15 protein-coding genes are annotated in these 16,709 nt (G+C 68.0%); 12 read left to right on the top strand and 3 right to left on the bottom strand.

The features are described 5' to 3' along the window. Nucleotides 1–56: 56 nt before the first annotated feature. A complete protein-coding gene (locus AC07OH_RS12395; protein ID WP_495300849.1) occupies nt 57–1,265 on the bottom strand; it encodes an AGE family epimerase/isomerase in 1,209 nt (402 codons plus the stop codon). Nucleotides 1,266–1,605: 340 nt separating this feature from the next. Between AC07OH_RS12395 and AC07OH_RS12390 the strand changes: the two genes are divergently transcribed. From AC07OH_RS12390 to AC07OH_RS12355, 8 genes are all read left to right on the top strand, one after another. Beyond that, the gene (locus AC07OH_RS12390) at nt 1,606–2,376 is read left to right on the top strand and encodes an ABC transporter ATP-binding protein (RefSeq protein ID WP_307693422.1); all 771 of its coding nucleotides are present in this window, start codon (nt 1,606–1,608) and stop codon (nt 2,374–2,376) included. Continuing rightward, a complete protein-coding gene (locus AC07OH_RS12385; protein ID WP_369630389.1) occupies nt 2,376–3,083 on the top strand; it encodes an ABC transporter ATP-binding protein in 708 nt (235 codons plus the stop codon). Before AC07OH_RS12390 ends, AC07OH_RS12385 begins: the two co-directional genes overlap by 1 nt. A 37-nt stretch (nt 3,084–3,120) precedes the next feature. After that, entirely contained in the window at nt 3,121–4,320 is a 1,200-nt protein-coding gene (locus tag AC07OH_RS12380; RefSeq protein WP_495300848.1) for an ABC transporter substrate-binding protein, read from the top strand. A gap of 37 nt (nt 4,321–4,357) precedes the next feature. After that, on the top strand, nt 4,358–5,554 hold the full coding sequence (locus AC07OH_RS12375) for an ABC transporter substrate-binding protein (protein ID WP_489058731.1): 1,197 nt from the start codon (nt 4,358–4,360) through the stop codon (nt 5,552–5,554). A gap of 45 nt (nt 5,555–5,599) precedes the next feature. After that, nucleotides 5,600–6,475: a branched-chain amino acid ABC transporter permease gene (locus AC07OH_RS12370; protein WP_101489724.1), complete on the top strand. Its 876-nt coding sequence runs from the start codon at nt 5,600–5,602 to the stop codon at nt 6,473–6,475. A 10-nt stretch (nt 6,476–6,485) separates the two neighbouring features. Next, nucleotides 6,486–7,472: a branched-chain amino acid ABC transporter permease gene (locus AC07OH_RS12365; protein ID WP_495300847.1), complete on the top strand. Its 987-nt coding sequence runs from the start codon at nt 6,486–6,488 to the stop codon at nt 7,470–7,472. Between the two features lie 107 nt (nt 7,473–7,579). Beyond that, the gene (locus AC07OH_RS12360) at nt 7,580–8,026 is read left to right on the top strand and encodes a cupin domain-containing protein (protein ID WP_495300846.1); all 447 of its coding nucleotides are present in this window, start codon (nt 7,580–7,582) and stop codon (nt 8,024–8,026) included. A gap of 397 nt (nt 8,027–8,423) precedes the next feature. Then, a complete protein-coding gene (locus AC07OH_RS12355) occupies nt 8,424–9,182 on the top strand; it encodes a hypothetical protein (RefSeq protein ID WP_495300845.1) in 759 nt (252 codons plus the stop codon). 21 nt (nt 9,183–9,203) lie between these two features. Here the strand turns inward: AC07OH_RS12355 and AC07OH_RS12350 are convergent, their stop codons facing one another. Further along, nucleotides 9,204–10,295: a lipocalin-like domain-containing protein gene (locus AC07OH_RS12350; RefSeq protein WP_495300844.1), complete on the bottom strand. Its 1,092-nt coding sequence runs from the start codon at nt 10,293–10,295 to the stop codon at nt 9,204–9,206. A 5-nt stretch (nt 10,296–10,300) separates the two neighbouring features. After that, nucleotides 10,301–11,380 carry a PLP-dependent cysteine synthase family protein gene (locus AC07OH_RS12345; RefSeq protein WP_070063094.1) on the bottom strand — a complete coding sequence of 360 codons (1,080 nt, stop codon included), beginning with the start codon at nt 11,378–11,380 and terminating at the stop codon, nt 10,301–10,303. Nucleotides 11,381–11,478: 98 nt separating this feature from the next. Here AC07OH_RS12345 and AC07OH_RS12340 point away from each other — a divergent pair, with 98 nt between their 5' ends. The 4 genes from AC07OH_RS12340 to AC07OH_RS12325 all read left to right on the top strand — a co-directional run bounded on the left by AC07OH_RS12340 (nt 11,479) and on the right by AC07OH_RS12325 (nt 16,501). After that, on the top strand, nt 11,479–13,986 hold the full coding sequence (locus AC07OH_RS12340; RefSeq protein WP_495300843.1) for a penicillin acylase family protein: 2,508 nt from the start codon (nt 11,479–11,481) through the stop codon (nt 13,984–13,986). Between the two features lie 208 nt (nt 13,987–14,194). Next, on the top strand, nt 14,195–14,902 hold the full coding sequence (locus AC07OH_RS12335) for an STN domain-containing protein (RefSeq protein WP_495300842.1): 708 nt from the start codon (nt 14,195–14,197) through the stop codon (nt 14,900–14,902). A gap of 3 nt (nt 14,903–14,905) precedes the next feature. Further along, nucleotides 14,906–15,433, top strand: coding sequence for an RNA polymerase sigma factor (locus AC07OH_RS12330; protein WP_307635466.1), 528 nt, complete (start codon nt 14,906–14,908; stop codon nt 15,431–15,433). A 72-nt stretch (nt 15,434–15,505) separates the two neighbouring features. Further along, the gene (locus AC07OH_RS12325; protein WP_495300841.1) at nt 15,506–16,501 is read left to right on the top strand and encodes a FecR family protein; all 996 of its coding nucleotides are present in this window, start codon (nt 15,506–15,508) and stop codon (nt 16,499–16,501) included. Nucleotides 16,502–16,709 lie beyond the last annotated feature (208 nt).

Here is a 16,709-nt window from a genome sequence, read left to right as displayed (position 1 = left end):
TGCGGGGTAGGGGCGTGGCCGCACAAGATTTGTGCGGATATTGAAGGGTGACGCGGCTATTTGACGCCGTGTCCCAGCGCCTTCAGCACGTCATGGCACGCACCCATCGTGTGGTAATCGGTCTTGCCCGCCGGGCTCTTCTCGTCGCTGATCTTCGCGTTCTGCGGCGTGAGGATGCGGTACCACGCTCCGTGCGCGTGGTCGACGAAGTGGTCCCAGCTGTAGGCCCAGATCCGGTCGTACCAGTCCCAGTAGCCGGCGTCGCCCGTGCGCACCGCGAGCAGGGCGGCGGCGGCGAAGCTTTCGGCCTGCACCCAGAAGTACTTGTCGCCGTCGCACACCGCGCCATCGGGCCCGAAGCCGTAGACCAGCCCGCCGTGCGCGGCGTCCCAACCGCGCTGCATCGCGGTGTCGAAGAAGTGGCGTGCACGCGGAACGATCCATTCGGTGCCCGGCGCGTCGGGGCCCAGGTGGCCCTCGAGCTGCAGCAGCAGCTTGGCCCACTCGGTGAGGTGGCCGGTCTGGAAGCCCCAGGGCCGGAAGATGTTGGTCTTGTCGCCGCGGTTGTAGTCCCAGTCAACCGACCAGTCCGCGCGGTAGTGCTCCCACACCAGCCCGTCGGCGAGCGCGGCCTGCCGGCCCGTGATGCTTTCGGCCAGCGTGCGTGCGCGCTCGAGATAGAAGGGCTCGCGCGTGGCGTCGTAGGCCGCGAGCATGGCCTCGCAGGCGTGCATGTTGGCGTTCTGGCCGCGGTAGGGGCCGACCTGCCAGCTTGGCGTCGCCTCGTCGGCGTACAGCTGGTGTGCCGGTTCCCAGAAATGCCGTTCCATCAGATCGCGGGTGCGCGCGAGGCCGGCGCGTGCTTCCTCGACGCCGGCCATCAGCGCATGCGCGTGCGCCAGCAGCACGAAGGCCAGGCCGTAGCAATGCTGCGTGCCGTCCTGCACGGTGGCTTGATGGCCATCCCAGTCGATCTGCCATGCATAGCCACCATTCGGCTGCGCATGCGCGGTCTGCAAAAACGCCAGGCCGTGGCGCACCGCCTCGAGGTCGTCGGGCCGGCCGAAGCGGCGCCAGGCCATCGCGTGGTTGAACACGAAGCGCGTGCTGCTCACGAGGTGGCGCGTGCGGCGGTCGTACACCGTGCCGTCGTCCTTGAAGAAATGGAAGAAGCCGCCCGAGGCATCGCGGCTGCGCGGCGCGTAGAACGCCAGCGTGTGAGCGACGTGGCCGGCGAGGAATTCGGGTGAGCGGAAGTTCGGCATGGCGGTGATGGATTCAATCCGGGTGAAAGCGCATCGTTGCAGTGCAGCGGGCGCGCAAGTTTTTCACGAAGCGTGCAGGCATGTTTGACGGCCTCATGACGGTGCACGTGCATGCATCGCGCGTTCGCACATGTGCGTGCTGCAGTGCGCAATGTCGTCGGGACGACAGTCGCTCGCACAGAGGGTGCGCACTCTGTGAATGGTTGCAGTGCAGCATAGGCATTTGCCCCAGTATGCAATTGCATAGCAGCCACCAACAATCGGTCCGCGCTCGATGGTGGCGCATTGAGATGGACCGCATGACCGATTTCTTTTTTCCGCACACGGACGACGCCGCGAGATGAGCGACGTCATTCTTGAAACACGCCAGCTCACCAAGGAATTCAAGGGATTCACCGCGGTCAGCAAGGTCGACCTCTCGGTGAAGCGCGGTTCGATCCACGCGCTCATCGGCCCCAACGGTGCCGGCAAGACGACCTGCTTCAACCTGCTCACCAAATTCCTCGAACCCACGGCCGGCACGATCCTGTTCAACGGACACGACATCACGGGCGAACGCCCGGCGCAGATCGCGCGGCGCGGCGTGATCCGCTCGTTCCAGATCTCCGCCGTGTTCCCGCACCTCACGCTGCTCGAGAACGTGCGCCTGGGCCTGCAGCGCAAGCTCGGCACCTCGTACCACTTCTGGAAGAGCGAGAAGTCGCTCAAGCCGCTCGATGCGCGCGCCCGCGAACTGCTCGCCGAGGTGGGTCTCGAAGACCTGGCCGACGAACAGACCGTGAACCTGCCCTACGGCCGCAAGCGCGCGCTCGAAATCGCCACCACGCTGGCCATGGAGCCCGAGCTGATGCTGCTGGACGAACCCACGCAGGGCATGGGCCACGAAGACGTGCACCGCGTGGCCGAACTCATCAAGCGCGTGTCGGCCGGCCGCACCATCCTGATGGTCGAACACAACATGAGCGTGGTCTCGACCATCGCCGACACCATCACGGTGCTGCAGCGCGGCGCCGTGCTGGCCGAAGGCCCGTACGCCGAAGTCTCGAAGAACCCGCAGGTGATGGAAGCCTACATGGGCACCACCGACGGCGAAATGCAGGGGGCTCACTGATGACCGCTGCACTCGAAATCAAGGGCCTGCAGGCCTGGTACGGCGAATCGCACGTGCTGCACGGCGTCGACATGGTCGTGCAGCCGGGCGAGGTCGTCACCTTGCTGGGCCGCAATGGTGCGGGCCGCACGACGACGATGCGCGCCGTGATGGGGCTCACCGGCGCCCGCAAGGGCAGCATCAAGGTCAACGGCGTCGAGACCGTCTCGATGGCGACGCACCGCATCGCCCACCTGGGCATCGGCTACTGCCCCGAAGAGCGCGGCATCTTCGCCAGCCTCTCGTGCGAAGAAAACCTGATGCTGCCGCCCGAGCTCAAGGGCGCGGGGCAGGGCATGTCGGTCGACGAGATCTACGCCATGTTCCCCAACCTGGCCGAGCGCCGCCACAGCCAGGGCACGCGCCTGTCGGGCGGCGAGCAGCAGATGCTGGCCGTGGCGCGCATCCTGCGCACCGGCGCCAAGCTGCTGCTGCTCGACGAGATTTCCGAAGGCCTGGCGCCCGTCATCGTGCAGGCGCTGGCCCGCATGATCACCACGCTGCGCGCCAAGGGCTACACCATCGTCATGGTCGAGCAGAACTTCCGCTTCGCCGCGCCGCTGGCCGACCGTTTCTACGTGATGGAGCACGGCCGCATCGCCCTGAAGTTCGGCGCCGCCGAGCTCGAAGCCAAGATGCCCGTACTGACCGAGTTGCTCGGCGTCTGAGTTCTTTCACCCCTTCTTGCCACTGCCGGAGACACCCATGAAAAATCAGCTCACCGCTTTCGCCCTGGCTTTCAGTGCACTGGCGCTCGCAGCGTCCGCCCAGGCGCAAGGCCAGGACAAGGTCAAGATCGGCTTCATCACCGACATGTCCAGCCTGTACGCCGACCTCGAAGGCAAGAACGGCGCGCTGGCGATCCAGATGGCCATCGACGACTTCGGTGGCAAGGCGGCGGGCAAGCCGGTCGAACTGCTCACCGTCGACCACCAGAACAAGCCCGACATCGCCGCCTCGAAGGCGCGCGAGTGGATCGACACGCAAGGCCTGAGCATGGTCTTCGGCGGCACCAACTCCGGTGTCGGCCTGGCGCTGGCCAAGGTCGCGGCCGAGAAGAAGCGCGTGTACTTCAACAACGGCGCGGCCTCGTCGGCACTCACCAACGAACAGTGCACGCCCTACACCGTGCACTACGCCTACGACACCGTCGCGCTCGCCAAGGGCACCGGCGCCGCGGTGGTCGACGGCGGCGGCAAGACCTGGTTCTTCCTGACGGCCGACTACGCCTTCGGCCACGCGCTCGAAGCCGACACCTCCACCGTCGTGAAGGCCAAGGGCGGCACGATCGTCGGCGCGGTGCGCCATCCGCTCAATGCCTCCGACTTCTCGTCGTTCCTGCTGCAGGCGCAGAACTCCAAGGCGCAGATCCTGGGCCTGGCCAATGCGGGCGGCGACACCGTCAACAGCATCAAGGCCGCCAAGGAATTCGGCATCGGCAAGACCATGAAGCTGGCCGGCCTGCTGATCTTCTTGAGCGACGTGCACAGCCTGGGCCTGAAGAACACCGAAGGCCTGCAGTTCACCACCAGCTGGTACTGGGACCTGAACGACGAAACCCGCAAGTTCGCCAAGCGCTTCTTCGACAAGACCAAGCGCATGCCCACCGAAATCCAGGCCGCCGACTACTCGGCCACCATGACCTACCTCAAGGCCGTGGACGCCGCCAAGACCGACGATTCGGACAAGGTCATGGCCGAGCTCAAGAAGATGAAGCTCAACGACTTCTTCGGTACCGGCCAGATCCGCCCCGATGGCCGCTACGTGCACGACATGTACCTGATGCAGGTCAAGTCGCCCGCCGAATCGAAGACGCCATGGGACTACTACAAGCTCGTGAAGAAGCTGCCCGGCGACACGGTGTTCACCACCAAGGCCGAGTCCAAGTGCACGCTCTGGAAGTGACACGACACCCACCGAACACCCCACAGGAACAACATCCATGAAGACCACCACATTCGCTCTCTCCGCCGTTTTCGCCGCCGCCGCGCTGGCCGCAGGTGCCGCCCAGGCGCAGGACAAGGTCAAGATCGGCTTCATCACCGACATGTCGAGCCTGTACGCCGACGTCGAAGGCAAAAACGGCGCGCTGGCCATCCAGATGGCCATCGACGACTTCGGCGGCAAGGTCAACGGCATGCCCATCGAGCTGCTGCAGGCCGACCACCAGAACAAGGCCGACATCGCCGCCTCCAAGGCGCGTGAGTGGATCGACACGCAGGGCCTGACCATGCTGTTCGGCGGCACTAGCTCGGGCACCGGCCTGGCCATGGCCAAGGTGGCGCAGGAGAAGAAGCGCGTGTTCATCGTGAACGGCGCGGGCAGCTCGGCGCTCACCAACGAACAGTGCAGCCCCTACACCGTGCACTACGCCTACGACACCGTGGCACTGGCCAAGGGCACCGGCAGCGCGGTCATCGCGCGCGGCGACAAGAGCTGGTTCTTCCTGACCGCCGACTACGCCTTCGGCCAGGCGCTCGAAGCCGATGCCTCCAAGGTCGTGAAAGAGAAGGGCGGCACGGTGGTGGGCAGCGTGAAGCATCCGCTCAACACCTCCGACTTCTCGTCGTTCCTGCTGCAGGCGCAGAACTCCAAGGCGCAGGTGCTGGCGCTGGCCAACGCGGGCGGCGACACCATCAACGCCATCAAGGCGGCCAAGGAATTCGGCATCAGCAAGAGCATGAAGATGGTCGGCCTGCTGGTCTTCGTGACCGACGTGCACAGCCTGGGCCTGAAGAACACCGAAGGCCTGCTGCTCACCACCAGCTGGGACTGGAACCTGGACGACAAGACGCGCGCCTTCGGCAAGCGCTTCTTCGAGAAGACCAAGCGCATGCCCACCGACATCCAGGCCGCCGACTACTCGGCCACCATGACCTACCTGAAGGCCGTGCAGGCTTCCAAGACGGTCGATGCCGACAAGGTCATGGCCACGCTCAAGTCCACGCCGATCGACGACTTCTACGGCAAGGGCGTCATCCGCCCCGACGGCCGCTTCGTGCACGACATGTACCTGATGCAGGTCAAGTCGCCGGCCGAATCCAAGCAGCCGTGGGACTACTACAAGGTGGTCCAGAAGCTCAAGGGCGAAGAAGTCTTCACGACCAAGGCCGAAAGCCGTTGCGCCCTCTGGAAGTGATCTCCCGCGGGCGCTCTTGCGGCGCCCGGGTTCGTTGAAACGCTTATGAACATTTCCCTTCCCGCCCTGTTGAGCCAGCTCCTTCTGGGGCTGGTCAACGGCTCGTTCTACGCCATCCTGAGCCTCGGGCTGGCGGTGATCTTCGGTTTGCTCAACGTCATCAACTTCGCGCACGGCGCGCTGTTCATGCTCGGGGCCGTCCTGACCTGGATGGCCATGGAGTACCTGGGCGTCAACTACTGGGTGATGCTGATCGCCGCGCCGATCCTCATCGGCCTGTTCGGCGTGGTCATCGAACGGTTGCTGTTGCGCTGGATCTACAAGCTCGATCACCTCTACGGCCTGCTGCTCACGCTGGGCCTCACGTTGCTGATCGAAGGCGTGTTCCGCTCGGTCTACGGCGTGTCGGGTCTGCCCTACGACGCGCCCGATGCGTTGTCGAGCGCCACCGACCTGGGCTTCATGGTGCTGCCCAACTACCGTGCCTGGGTGGTCGTGGCCTCGCTGGTGATCTGCTTTGCGACCTGGTACGTGATCGAGAAGACGCGCCTGGGCGCCTACCTGCGCGCCGGCACCGAGAACCCGCGCCTGGTGGAGGCCTTCGGCGTCAACGTGCCGCTGATGATCACGCTGACCTACGCCTTCGGCTGTGCGCTCGCCGCCTTCGCCGGCGTGCTGGCCGCGCCGGTGATGCAGGTGTCGCCGCTGATGGGGCAGAACCTCATCATCGTGGTGTTCGCGGTGGTCGTGATCGGCGGCATGGGCTCCATCATGGGCGCCATCCTCACGGGCCTGGGCCTGGGCGTGATCGAAGGGCTCACCAAGGTTTTCTATCCAGAAGCATCGTCTACGGTTGTGTTCGTGATCATGGTCATCGTGCTGCTCATCCGCCCCGCCGGCCTGTTCGGCAAAGAGAAATAAGGCGAGCGGCATGAACATGAAAAAAATCTCCACCGTCGTCTACGCGCTGCTGCTGGTCGCCCTGGTGCTCGCACCGTTCTTCGGCGCCTACCCGGTGTTCGTGATGAAGCTCATGTGCTTCGCGCTGTTCGCCGCGGCCTTCAACCTGCTGCTGGGCTACACCGGCCTGCTGTCCTTCGGCCACGCGGCCTTCCTGGGCGGCTCCGCGTACGTGGCGGGCCATGCGATCAAGGTCTGGGGCCTCACGCCCGAGCTGGGCCTGATCGCGGGCACGCTCACCGGCGCCTTGCTGGGCTGGCTGTTCGGCGTGCTGGCCATCCGCCGCCAGGGCATCTACTTCGCGATGATCACGCTGGCGCTGGCGCAGATGATGTTCTTCGTCGCGCTGCAGGCCAAGTTCACGGGCGGCGAAGACGGCCTGCAGGGCGTGCCGCGCGGCAAGCTCTTCGGCATCGTCGACCTGTCCAACGACCTCACCATGTACTACGTGGCGCTGGTGATCGTGGTCGCGGCCTTTTTGCTGATCGTGCGCACCATCCACTCGCCGTTCGGGCAGGTGCTCAAGGGCATCAAGGAAAACGAGCCGCGCGCGCTGTCGCTGGGCTACGACGTGAGCCGCTTCAAGCTGCTGGCCTTCGTGATCTCGGCCGCGCTGTCGGGCCTGGCCGGTTCGCTCAAGACGCTGGTGCTGGGCTTTGCCACGCTGTCCGACGTGCACTGGACCGCCTCGGGCCAGGTCATCCTGATGACGCTGGTGGGTGGCCTGGGCACGCTGTCGGGTCCGCTGGTGGGGGCGGCCGTGGTCGTGCTGCTCGAGAACAAGATCGGCGAACTGGGCAGCTTCCTGGCGCGCATCACGACCATCGACTGGTTCAACACGCTGGGCGAGTCGGTGACCATGGTCACGGGCCTGATCTTCGTGATCTGCGTGCTGGCCTTCCGCAAGGGCATCATGGGCGAGATCATCGCCTTCATCGAGCGCCGCCGCGCGAAGTAGCGATGCCGGTGGCGTGACGGCGGGGAGGTTACCCTCCCTGCAGCGCCACCGCTTGTGCCCCCTGTGGCCGGGGCGCAGAATTTGGCTCCCACTTCGAGGAGCCGGCCATGGCCCTTCCGTACTTTGTCCTCACACCCGATCGGCGCGAGACGCCGCTCAACGTGCTCGGCACGCAGGTGACGGTGCTGGCGTCGAATGCCGCGACGCAGAGCTACGGCGTCACTTTCCAGCGCGGCGACGAAGGCACGGGCCCGCCGCCGCACAGCCACGACTGGGACGAGTCGTTCTACGTGCTCGGCGGCGAGGTCGAGTTCCTCTGCGACGGCCAGGCGCATCGGTGCCAGCCCGGCACGCTGGTGCACGTGCCGCGTGGCACGGTGCATGGCTTTCACTACGGCAAGGGCGGCGGGCAGATGCTCGAGATCACCGGCAAGGACGCGATGGCCGCGCAGATGTTCGCGGCGATCGACCGCGAGATTCCGGTCGGGCCGGCGCCCGACATTCCGAAGCTGCTGGCGGTGCTGGAGCGCAATGGCGTGACGGTCTCCGCTTGATTCGCGGCCGTCATCGGCATTGGCAAGTCTTCGGGCCTTGTGTGGAGCCGGTCGTCGCGTGCGATGGGGGGACCATCGTTCCGTCTTTCCAGCCGCGCGCGATGCATGTGGTGCGGCAGATTTCGCGGCCTGCGAGGCCCGTTGAATTGCCACCCCGACTGAAGCCGAACAGCACTCCCGCGAGGGCGATCGCCGCGAACACCGCGACCGCGACGAAGGCCGCGCGCAGTTTCTGAGGGCGTGTGGGGTTCGTGGGCGGTGGGCTGCTCGGCATGGCGTGAGGCCGACTCTAGTCAAAACCACCGGTTCCCGTGGCGACGGCGCATGCAGCGCTCGGCACAATCATCCGCACCCGGCCGCACAGGCCCACACCGACAAGAAGATGGAGGAGACCCCCATGCGCAGACGGTTGCTCGCACTTTTCGTGGCGCTCGCGCTGACAGGGTGCACGACCCCACCGCCGCTGCCGCCGAACGGCGGCCAGCTCGCGAAGGGCGCGAAGGTCGGCCTGCTGGTCCGCATCCCCACCGCATCCGCGGAACACATGCACGTGGGCACGACCGTCTTCAACAACTTCTCGACCACGTACCCGTTCCCCTGGAACCCCACGGCCAAGGTCTACGAGGCCTTCACGTCGGAGCTCGAGAAGGCGGGCTTCCAGGTGGTGCGGCTCACGAGCTTTGCCACGACCTCCGTCAACGCGCTGGCCACCTTCAAGCACGATCAATGGATCGCGAATCCTGCGCAGGCGTGGGCGGCACGCAAGCTGAAGGACGAGCAGATCGCCGCGGTGGTCCTCGTCGAGGCGACGCGAACGCAGGCGCGCCTGGAGTGCACCGGGGGGCCCTGCGGCGAGAGCTTCATGCAGAACTCGGGCCTCTTCACGCGCGGCATGCTGGGGTCGACGCGGTACTTCGCGGTGCCCGCGATCGAAGCCAAGGTCTTCGTCATGGACCCGCCGCTGAACCTCGCGGCCTATGAGCCGATGCTCGCCCAGCAGCGGCAACGGGTGCAGCAACTCAAGGATTTCCAGGAACCGCGCGACCTCAAGCGGTTGAGCGCTGCCGAGTTCGCGCCGGTCGCTTCGGCGATCGACGGCTACGTCCGCGCGCTGTCGCGCAACACGGCGCAGGCGCTGAGCCAGGGCGTGAAGTAGCCCCTCGCGCCGGGCTTCGGCTCACAGCCGCAGCGGCGCCGCGTAGCCCGTCATCTCGAGATACCCGCGTCCCACGCGCCGGCCTTGTTGTGCGTCGCGTAGTTCGCTCAACCCTTCCCAGTACACGCCGCCCGTGGAGCCGCGGCTGTCCAGTTCCTGGTCGTCGAGCAGGGCCTGCACCTCGAAGCGGCCCGCGGGCGTGTCGATGCGCCAGTGCGTCGGGTAGCTCGCGCGCGTGCGCGGGCTGGTCCAGCTGCGCAGCGCCTCGAAGCGCACCTCGCCGGGCTGGAAGATGCGCGCCGCGCCGCCGCGCGGGCGGAACGAGCCGCCCGACCACAGCGCGCTGCCGTCGCGGCGGCGCAGGTGGAAGGCGGTGAGCGCGCTGCCGTCGTCGAGGTTCATGCCGATCCAGTCCCAGCCCACGGCCTCGGGGTGCATCAGCGCCTCGCTCCATTCGTGGTCGAGCCAGGCGGTGCCGGCGATCTCGAACGGCGCCTGGCCCTGCAAGGTGAGGCGGCCCTGCGCCTGCAGCTGCGGCTCGCTGTAGTAGTAGCTCGCCTGCTCGGGCTCGGGGCCCTTGCGCGACAGGCCGTCGCGGCCCTGCAGCAGCACGGGTTGCGACGGTGCGAAGCGCAGGTCGAGCGTGAATTCGCCGGCGGGAATGCGCGCGCTGTAGGCGCCGCTGCCGGCGTCGCGCACCAGCGACCAGTCGCGCAGCCGCACGTCGGTGTCGGTCTCTCTGGCCGAGGCCACGTCGAAGCCCGCGCGTGCGATGCGCTGGTCGTGCCGCAGCACGCGGCCTTCGAGGTCGGTGACGGCGGCGTGCGCGAACACCAGCTGCTTGGCGGCGAAGGCCGAGCGCATGGCCTGCGTGGCGTCGACGCGCGAGCGGAAGAAGGTCACCTGGAAACCGAACGCGCGCCCCGCGGCGGTCTGGCCGTGGCCGGTGATGTACCACCACTCGGTGCGCAACTCGGGGTGGCTGCCGAAGTCACGCGGAAACTGCAGCGCCTTCGCGGGCAGGGCCCGGGCGGCATGCGGCGCGCCCGAGGCGGCCAGCGCGGCCAGCAGCAACAGCTGCCGCCGCGCGATGAGGCCACGGGGCGGGCGCATGGCCATCAGCCCGCCACCAGCGCGTCGATGCGTTGCTGCGCCGGCGCGATATCGCCGAAGGCGTTGCGCACCCAGTCGGCGTCGTGGTAGCTCGGCAGGTAGCGCTCGCCCGCGTCGCACAGCAGCGACAGGATCGAGCCCTGCTGGCCGGCCGCGCGCATCTCGTGCGCCACGGCCAGCATGCCGACGAAGTTGGTGCCGGTCGACGGGCCGACCTTGCGCCCCAGCAGCGCCGACAGCGCATGCATGGCGGCCACCGAGTCGAGGTTGGGCACTTCGAGCATGCGGTCGACCAGCGTGCGCACGAAGCTGGGCTCCACGCGCGGGCGGCCGATGCCTTCGATGCGCGAGCCGGGTGCCGTGAGCGTGGCGTCGCCGCTGCGGTGGTAGGCCGAGAACACCGAGCCCTCGGGGTCGGCCACGCACACCTGCGTGTCGTGGCAGCGAAAGCGCAGGTAGCGCCCGATGGTGGCGCTGGTGCCGCCGGTGCCGGCGCCCACCACGATCCACGCGGGCACCGGATGCCGCTCGCGCGCCATCTGCTGGAACATGCTCTCGGCGATGTTGTTGTTGCCGCGCCAGTCGGTCGCGCGCTCGGCGTAGGTGAACTGGTCCATGTAGTGGCCGCCGGTGCGCTCGGCCAGCGCGCGGGCCTCGTCGTACACCTGCGCGGCGTGGTCCACGAAGTGGCAGCTCGCGCCGTAGAAGGCGATCTGCGCGACCTTCTCGGGCGAGGTGCTGCGCGGCATCACGGCGATGAAGGGCAGGCCCAGCAGCCGCGCGAAGTAGGCCTCGCTCACGGCGGTGGAGCCGCTGGAGGCCTCGACGATGGTCGTGCCTTCGCGCACCCAGCCGTTGCACAGCGCGTACAGGAACAGCGAGCGCGCGAGCCGGTGCTTGAGGCTGCCGGTGGGGTGCGTCGATTCGTCCTTCAGGTACAGGTCGATGCCGTGCGCGGCCAGCGCGGGCAGCGGCAGCGGAATGAGGTGCGTGTCGGCGCTGCGCTGGTAGTCGGCTTCGATGCGGCGGATCGCGCCGGCGAGCCAGCTGTCGCAGGAGGAGGTTGAAGGGGTGGTGGGCTGCATAGCGCGCCAGTCTACAAGTCATGCCTTGTCACCCGTCGGGTGACAGAAATCGGGATACTGCCCGCTGCCAATCCACAACAAGACCGGAGACGAACTGCATGAAGAGAATGAACCATCGGCTTTCCCTGGGCGCCGTGTCGCTGGCGGTCCTCGCCCTCGCAGGGTGTGCGTCCAATGCCCCGGGCGTGAACACGCCCACGCGCCCCTCCTCATCCTTCGCGGTGCCCGGCCTCGAGAAGCCGGCCGAAGTGCTGGTCGACCGCTGGGGCGTGCCGCACCTTTACGCGGGCACGCTCTACGACGCCTTCGTGGCGCAGGGCTTCATCGCCGCGCGCGACCGGCTCTGGCAGATGGACCTGTGGCGCAAGCGCGGCCTGGGCGAGATGGCGAAGGACTTCGGCCCCGCCTGGGTCGAGAGCGACCGCGCCGCGCGCGCCGTGCTCTACCGCGGCGACATGTACCGCGAGTGGCTGGCCTACGGCTCCGACGCCAAGCGCGTGGCCGAGGCCTTCACGGCCGGCGTCAATGCCTACGTGGCGCAGGTGCGCGCGCAGCCCGCGCTGCTGCCCACCGAGTTCGCGCTGCTGGGCTACCAGCCGTCCACGTGGTCGCCCGAAGACGTGGTGCGCATCCGGCACCACGGGCTCACGCTCAACTTCAGCTCGGAGGTCGACCGCGCGCGCGCGTTCTGCGCCGGCGCGCCGGGCGTCAAGGCCGACTGGCTGCGCCGCGAACTCGATCCGCCGGTCACGCCCAAGGTGCCCGAGGGCTTCGATCCCTGCAGCCTTCCTGCGGCGGAGCTGCGCGCGGCCTACCTGCGGGCGACCGATGCGCCGCGCTTCACCAAGGAGAACACGCGCGTGGGCATGAACGCGGGCGCGTCTTCCACGCCGGTCGCGCTGCTGCCGGGCAGCGCCGAGGCGATCGCCGCGAAGGCCGAGCAGGACGAGGCGGCGCAGGGTGATCCCACCGCCGCCTACGGCAGCAACAACTGGGTCATCGCGCCGAAGCTCACGTCCACGGGCCGGCCCATCCTGGCCAACGACCCGCACCGCGCGCATGGCGCGCCGAGCCTGCGCTACATGACGCACCTGAGCGCGCCCGGCATGGACGCCATCGGCGCCGGCGAGCCCTTCCTGCCGGGCCTGTCGATCGGCCACAACGGCACCATCGCCTTCGGCCTCACGCGCTTCTACATGGACCAGGAAGACCTGTACGTGTACGAGCTCAACCCGGCCAACCCCGAGGAGTACCGCTACCAGGGCCGCTGGGAGCCGATGACGCGCGTCACCGAGCGCATCGCGGTCAAGGGCGAGGCCGCGCCGCGCGAGGTGGTCAACACCTTCACGCGCCATGGCCCGGTGCTGGTCGCGGAGCCCGGCAAGCGCCGCGCCTTCGCCTTGCGCGCCGCCTGGCTGGAGCCCGGCATGGCACCGTACTTCGGTTCGATGGACTACATGCGCGCGCGCAACTGGGACCAGTTCCGCGCGGCCATGAACCGCTGGGGCGCACCGGGCGAAAACCAGGTGTACGCCGACAGCAGCGGCAACGTCGGCTGGATTCCGGGCGGCCTCACGCCGATCCGCCCGAACTGGGACGGCCTCATGCCCGTGCCGGGCGACGGCCGCTATGAGTGGTCGGGCTTTCGCAACGGCGACGAGCTGCCCTCGGAGTTCAACCCCGCGCGCGGCTACGTCGTCACGGCCAACGAGAACAACATCCCGCCCGACCATCCCGCTGCGAAGAAGGGCGTGGGCTACGAGTGGAGCGACGCGGCCCGCGCGCTGCGCCTCAAGGAACTGTTCGCGGCCAAGGTGGCGGCGGGGTCGCGCTTCACCATCGAAGACTCGGAGCGCATGCAGAACGACATCGTCGCGACGCCGGCGCAGCGCGTGCTGAGGCTCTTGGCCGGCCAGCGCAGCGACGACGCCCAGACCGCGGCGGCGCTGCGCCTGTTGCAGGGCTGGGACGGCGCCATGGACCGCGACAGCGCGGCTGCCGCGCTGTACGAGGTGTGGAGCAGCAAGTTCCTGCGCCAGGCCGTGCTCAAGGCGGGGGCGGGCGATGCCGGTGCCGCGCTGGCCGCGCCCGGCGACAACACGCGCATGGTGCTGCTGCTGGAGAACCCGTCCGGTTGGGTGAGCAACGCGCAGCGCGATGCCCTGCTGCTGACGACCTTGCCCGCCGCCATGCAGGAACTGTCCGCCAAGCTCGGGCCCGACCCGGCGGCGTGGAAGTGGGGCGCCTTGCACCGCGCCGAGTTCCGGCATCCACTGGGCGGCGTGGTCGATGCGGCCACGCGCAAGAAGCTCGAGGTGGGCGACTGGCCGATGTCCGGCTCGTCGTTCACGCCGATGGCGGCCACCTACCGCGCGAACGACTACAAGCTGACCTCGGGCGCGTCGTTTCGCATGGTGCTCGACGTGGGCAACTGGGACGCCTCGCGCGTCATCAACACGCCGGGCCAGTCGGGCAACCCCGACAGCCCGAACTACCGCGACCTGGCGCCGCTGTGGCTCGAAGGCAAGTACGTGCCGCTGGTCTACAGCCGCGGGGCGGTCGAGAAGGAAACGGTGGAACGGATCCAGCTGACGCCGGGGCGCTAGCAGGACCGGTCACGCAAGAGGGCGCTGCCCGCGCCCCGCCATGCCGCTCGTCACGAGGTCGTCATTCGCCGATGTGATGCTTGCAGGAGTTGAAATACTGCCCACAAGCTTGCTGACACGATCCACTTCTTCCTTGTTGACTTCAGCGCATGGTGGTCGTGGGCGAGTGGTTGGACGGGGCTTGGGCCGGGGCAGGGACGACAGGCTCGTGCGAGCCTTTGTCTCCGGCCTGACGTGCACCGTGGTGTGCGTCTGCATCGCCTGGGGATCGACAGCGAAGGCCGTGGCCGCGGGCACCGACGTGCCGTCGGCAGATGCCGCCACCCGCGCGTCGTCCGAATCGCAGATGCTGGACTTCGACCTGCCGGCGCAGCCCTTGGCGGCTGCCCTGGCGCAGTTCGCCGCGGTGTCGGGGCGATCGGTGATGTTCATCGACGAGTGGGTGGCGGGGCGAACCTCTGCCCTGGTGCGCGGGCGCCATACGCCGCATGCCGCCTTGCGGGCCCTGCTGGCCGGCACAGGCTTCACCGCGGATGACGTGGACACGCAGCTTTCCGGCGCCTTCATCCTGAAGCGCGTCGCAGCGGCGCCTGGGGTGGCATCGACTGCCGGTTCGCCACGCGGCTACGACGCCCTGGTCCAGGCCCGTGTCTGGGACGCGCTGTGCGCCGATCTGCGCACGGCCCCCGGCCACTACCGCGCGATCCTGCAACTGCAGGTGACCGCGTCGGGCCGCATCGGCCAGGCCCGCCTGGTGTCGTCTTCGGGAGACCCTGCGCGGGACGCCGCCATGCTCGCGGCATTGGCCCCTCTGAAGATGGACCATCCTCCGCCGGCGGACCTGGCGCTGCCGCTCACGCTGGCCATCCTCCCGCACGATGTGTTGCCCGGGCCTCGCTGTGCCACGGTGCACTGACGCATGACGGAGAACGTCATCCCGCTGCTGCGCAGCTTCCTGGTGCAACGCTACGAGCAGCTCAGGCAACGCCTGGCCGTGCGGCTGGGGAATCGCGAACTGGCGGAAGACGCCCTGCACGAAACCTGGCTGAAGCTGGAGCGCAGCCAGCCCATGGCGGGCCCCATTGCCACGCCCCAGGCGTACCTGCTGCGCATGGCGGTCAACCTGGCCATCGACGTCCGGCGCGCACAGAGCCAGGTCCTGCTGTCCGACGACATCGACATGTTGATGAATGAGCTGCCGGACCCGGCGCCCGGTCCCGCCGAGGTCGCCGAAGCCCGTTCGCAGCTGGAGGCGCTGGATGGCCTGCTCTCGCGCCTGCCACCGCGCCGCCGCGAAATCCTGCTGCTGGTTCGCCTGGAGGGCTGGTCGCAGCGGGACGTGGCCACGCGGCTTGGCATTCCTGTGCGGACCGTCGAGTACGAACTGAAGGCCGCACAGGATCTTCTGTTCTCGCGGCTGGAGCCGCGCTCTGGCAGGTCTTCATGACGGCACGAAGAAATAGTTTGCGGATTGCGGTGTCGGCAACCGTCTATCAAGTACGGGGCCCCTGAAACCCATATGACGACGCACCCTCCATCACCGACGCTTCCCGAGACGCTGCGCGAAGACGCGCGCGCGTGGGTGCGCAAGCTGCATTCGGGCGCCGCCACGCAGTGGGAGGCCCAGGCGTTCAGGCGCTGGCGCGACGCGAGTCCCTTGCATCAGGCGGCGTTCATCGAGGCCCGGCAGCAGTGGCGCGTGCTTCAACCCGCGCTGAACCGGCTGGTGCGCACCGACGCCGAAGCGGCGAGCCTTCACCGCGAGACCCTGCGCAAGCCCGCGGCGAGCCGCCGGGCCTTCCTGGGCGTGGCGGGTGCAGCCGCCGCGGCCGGTGTCGCAGGGGTGGCGGTCTATTCGCCCTTGGGGTTGTGGCCCGCGGCCAATGAATGGCGTGCGGACTGGCGCACGGCCGCCGGAGAGCAGCGTGCGATCGCGTGGTCCGACCAGATCGACGTGACCCTGAACACCCGCACCAGCATCCGCCGGGTGGCCCCGGAGGACGACCAGGCCGAGGGGCTGGAGTTGCTGAACGGCGAAGCGGCGATCGAGATGCTGCCCAGTGCGCGCACCTTCAGCGTCGTGGCCGGCGCCGGCCGCAGCATTGGCGAGTCGGCGCGCTTCGAGATCAGCCGCCTGGAAGGGCGGGTGTGCGTGACCTGCCTGGCGGGGCGCGTGCGCATCGAGCATCCGGCCGGCGACCGTGTGCTGCTGGCACGTCAGCAAGCGGTCTACCGCGATCACTCGATCAGCGGCATCGCCGCCGCAGACCCCGAGGTGGCTTCTGCCTGGCGGCGCGGTGAGCTCGTGTTCAAGCAGGCGCCCTTGTCGGTGGTGCTGGACGAGATCAATCGCTACCGTCCCGGGCGTGTGGTCCTGATGGTGGATGCGCTGCGGGGGAAAACGGTCACCGCGACCTTCAAGCTCGACCGCCTCGATCTGGCCTTGCTCCAGATGCAGCGTTCCTTCGGTTTGAACGCCCGGTCGCTCCCCGCCGGCGTGCTGGTCCTGAGCTAGAGGTGGACCTCGGGGTTGGGTGGTGACCCTGTCTCGATGTCGCGGCTTCCCATGGTTGGCGTGCGCAGCCACTGTGAAGCTTTCGTGACTTTGCCGAGGTGCAGCGCGCCCTGGCCGTTGATCTGCAAGGCCTTTCCGTACCGAGGCCGCAGCAGCAGGCGCTCGCCCACAACGAGGCCAAAAATATTCTTCTGGAATTCGACGTTCC

It is taken from the genome of Variovorax sp. GW821-FHT10C12 (assembly GCF_059415405.1).
Note: the sequence above shows the minus strand (reverse complement) of the source record. Positions and strands in the feature narration are given on the sequence as shown.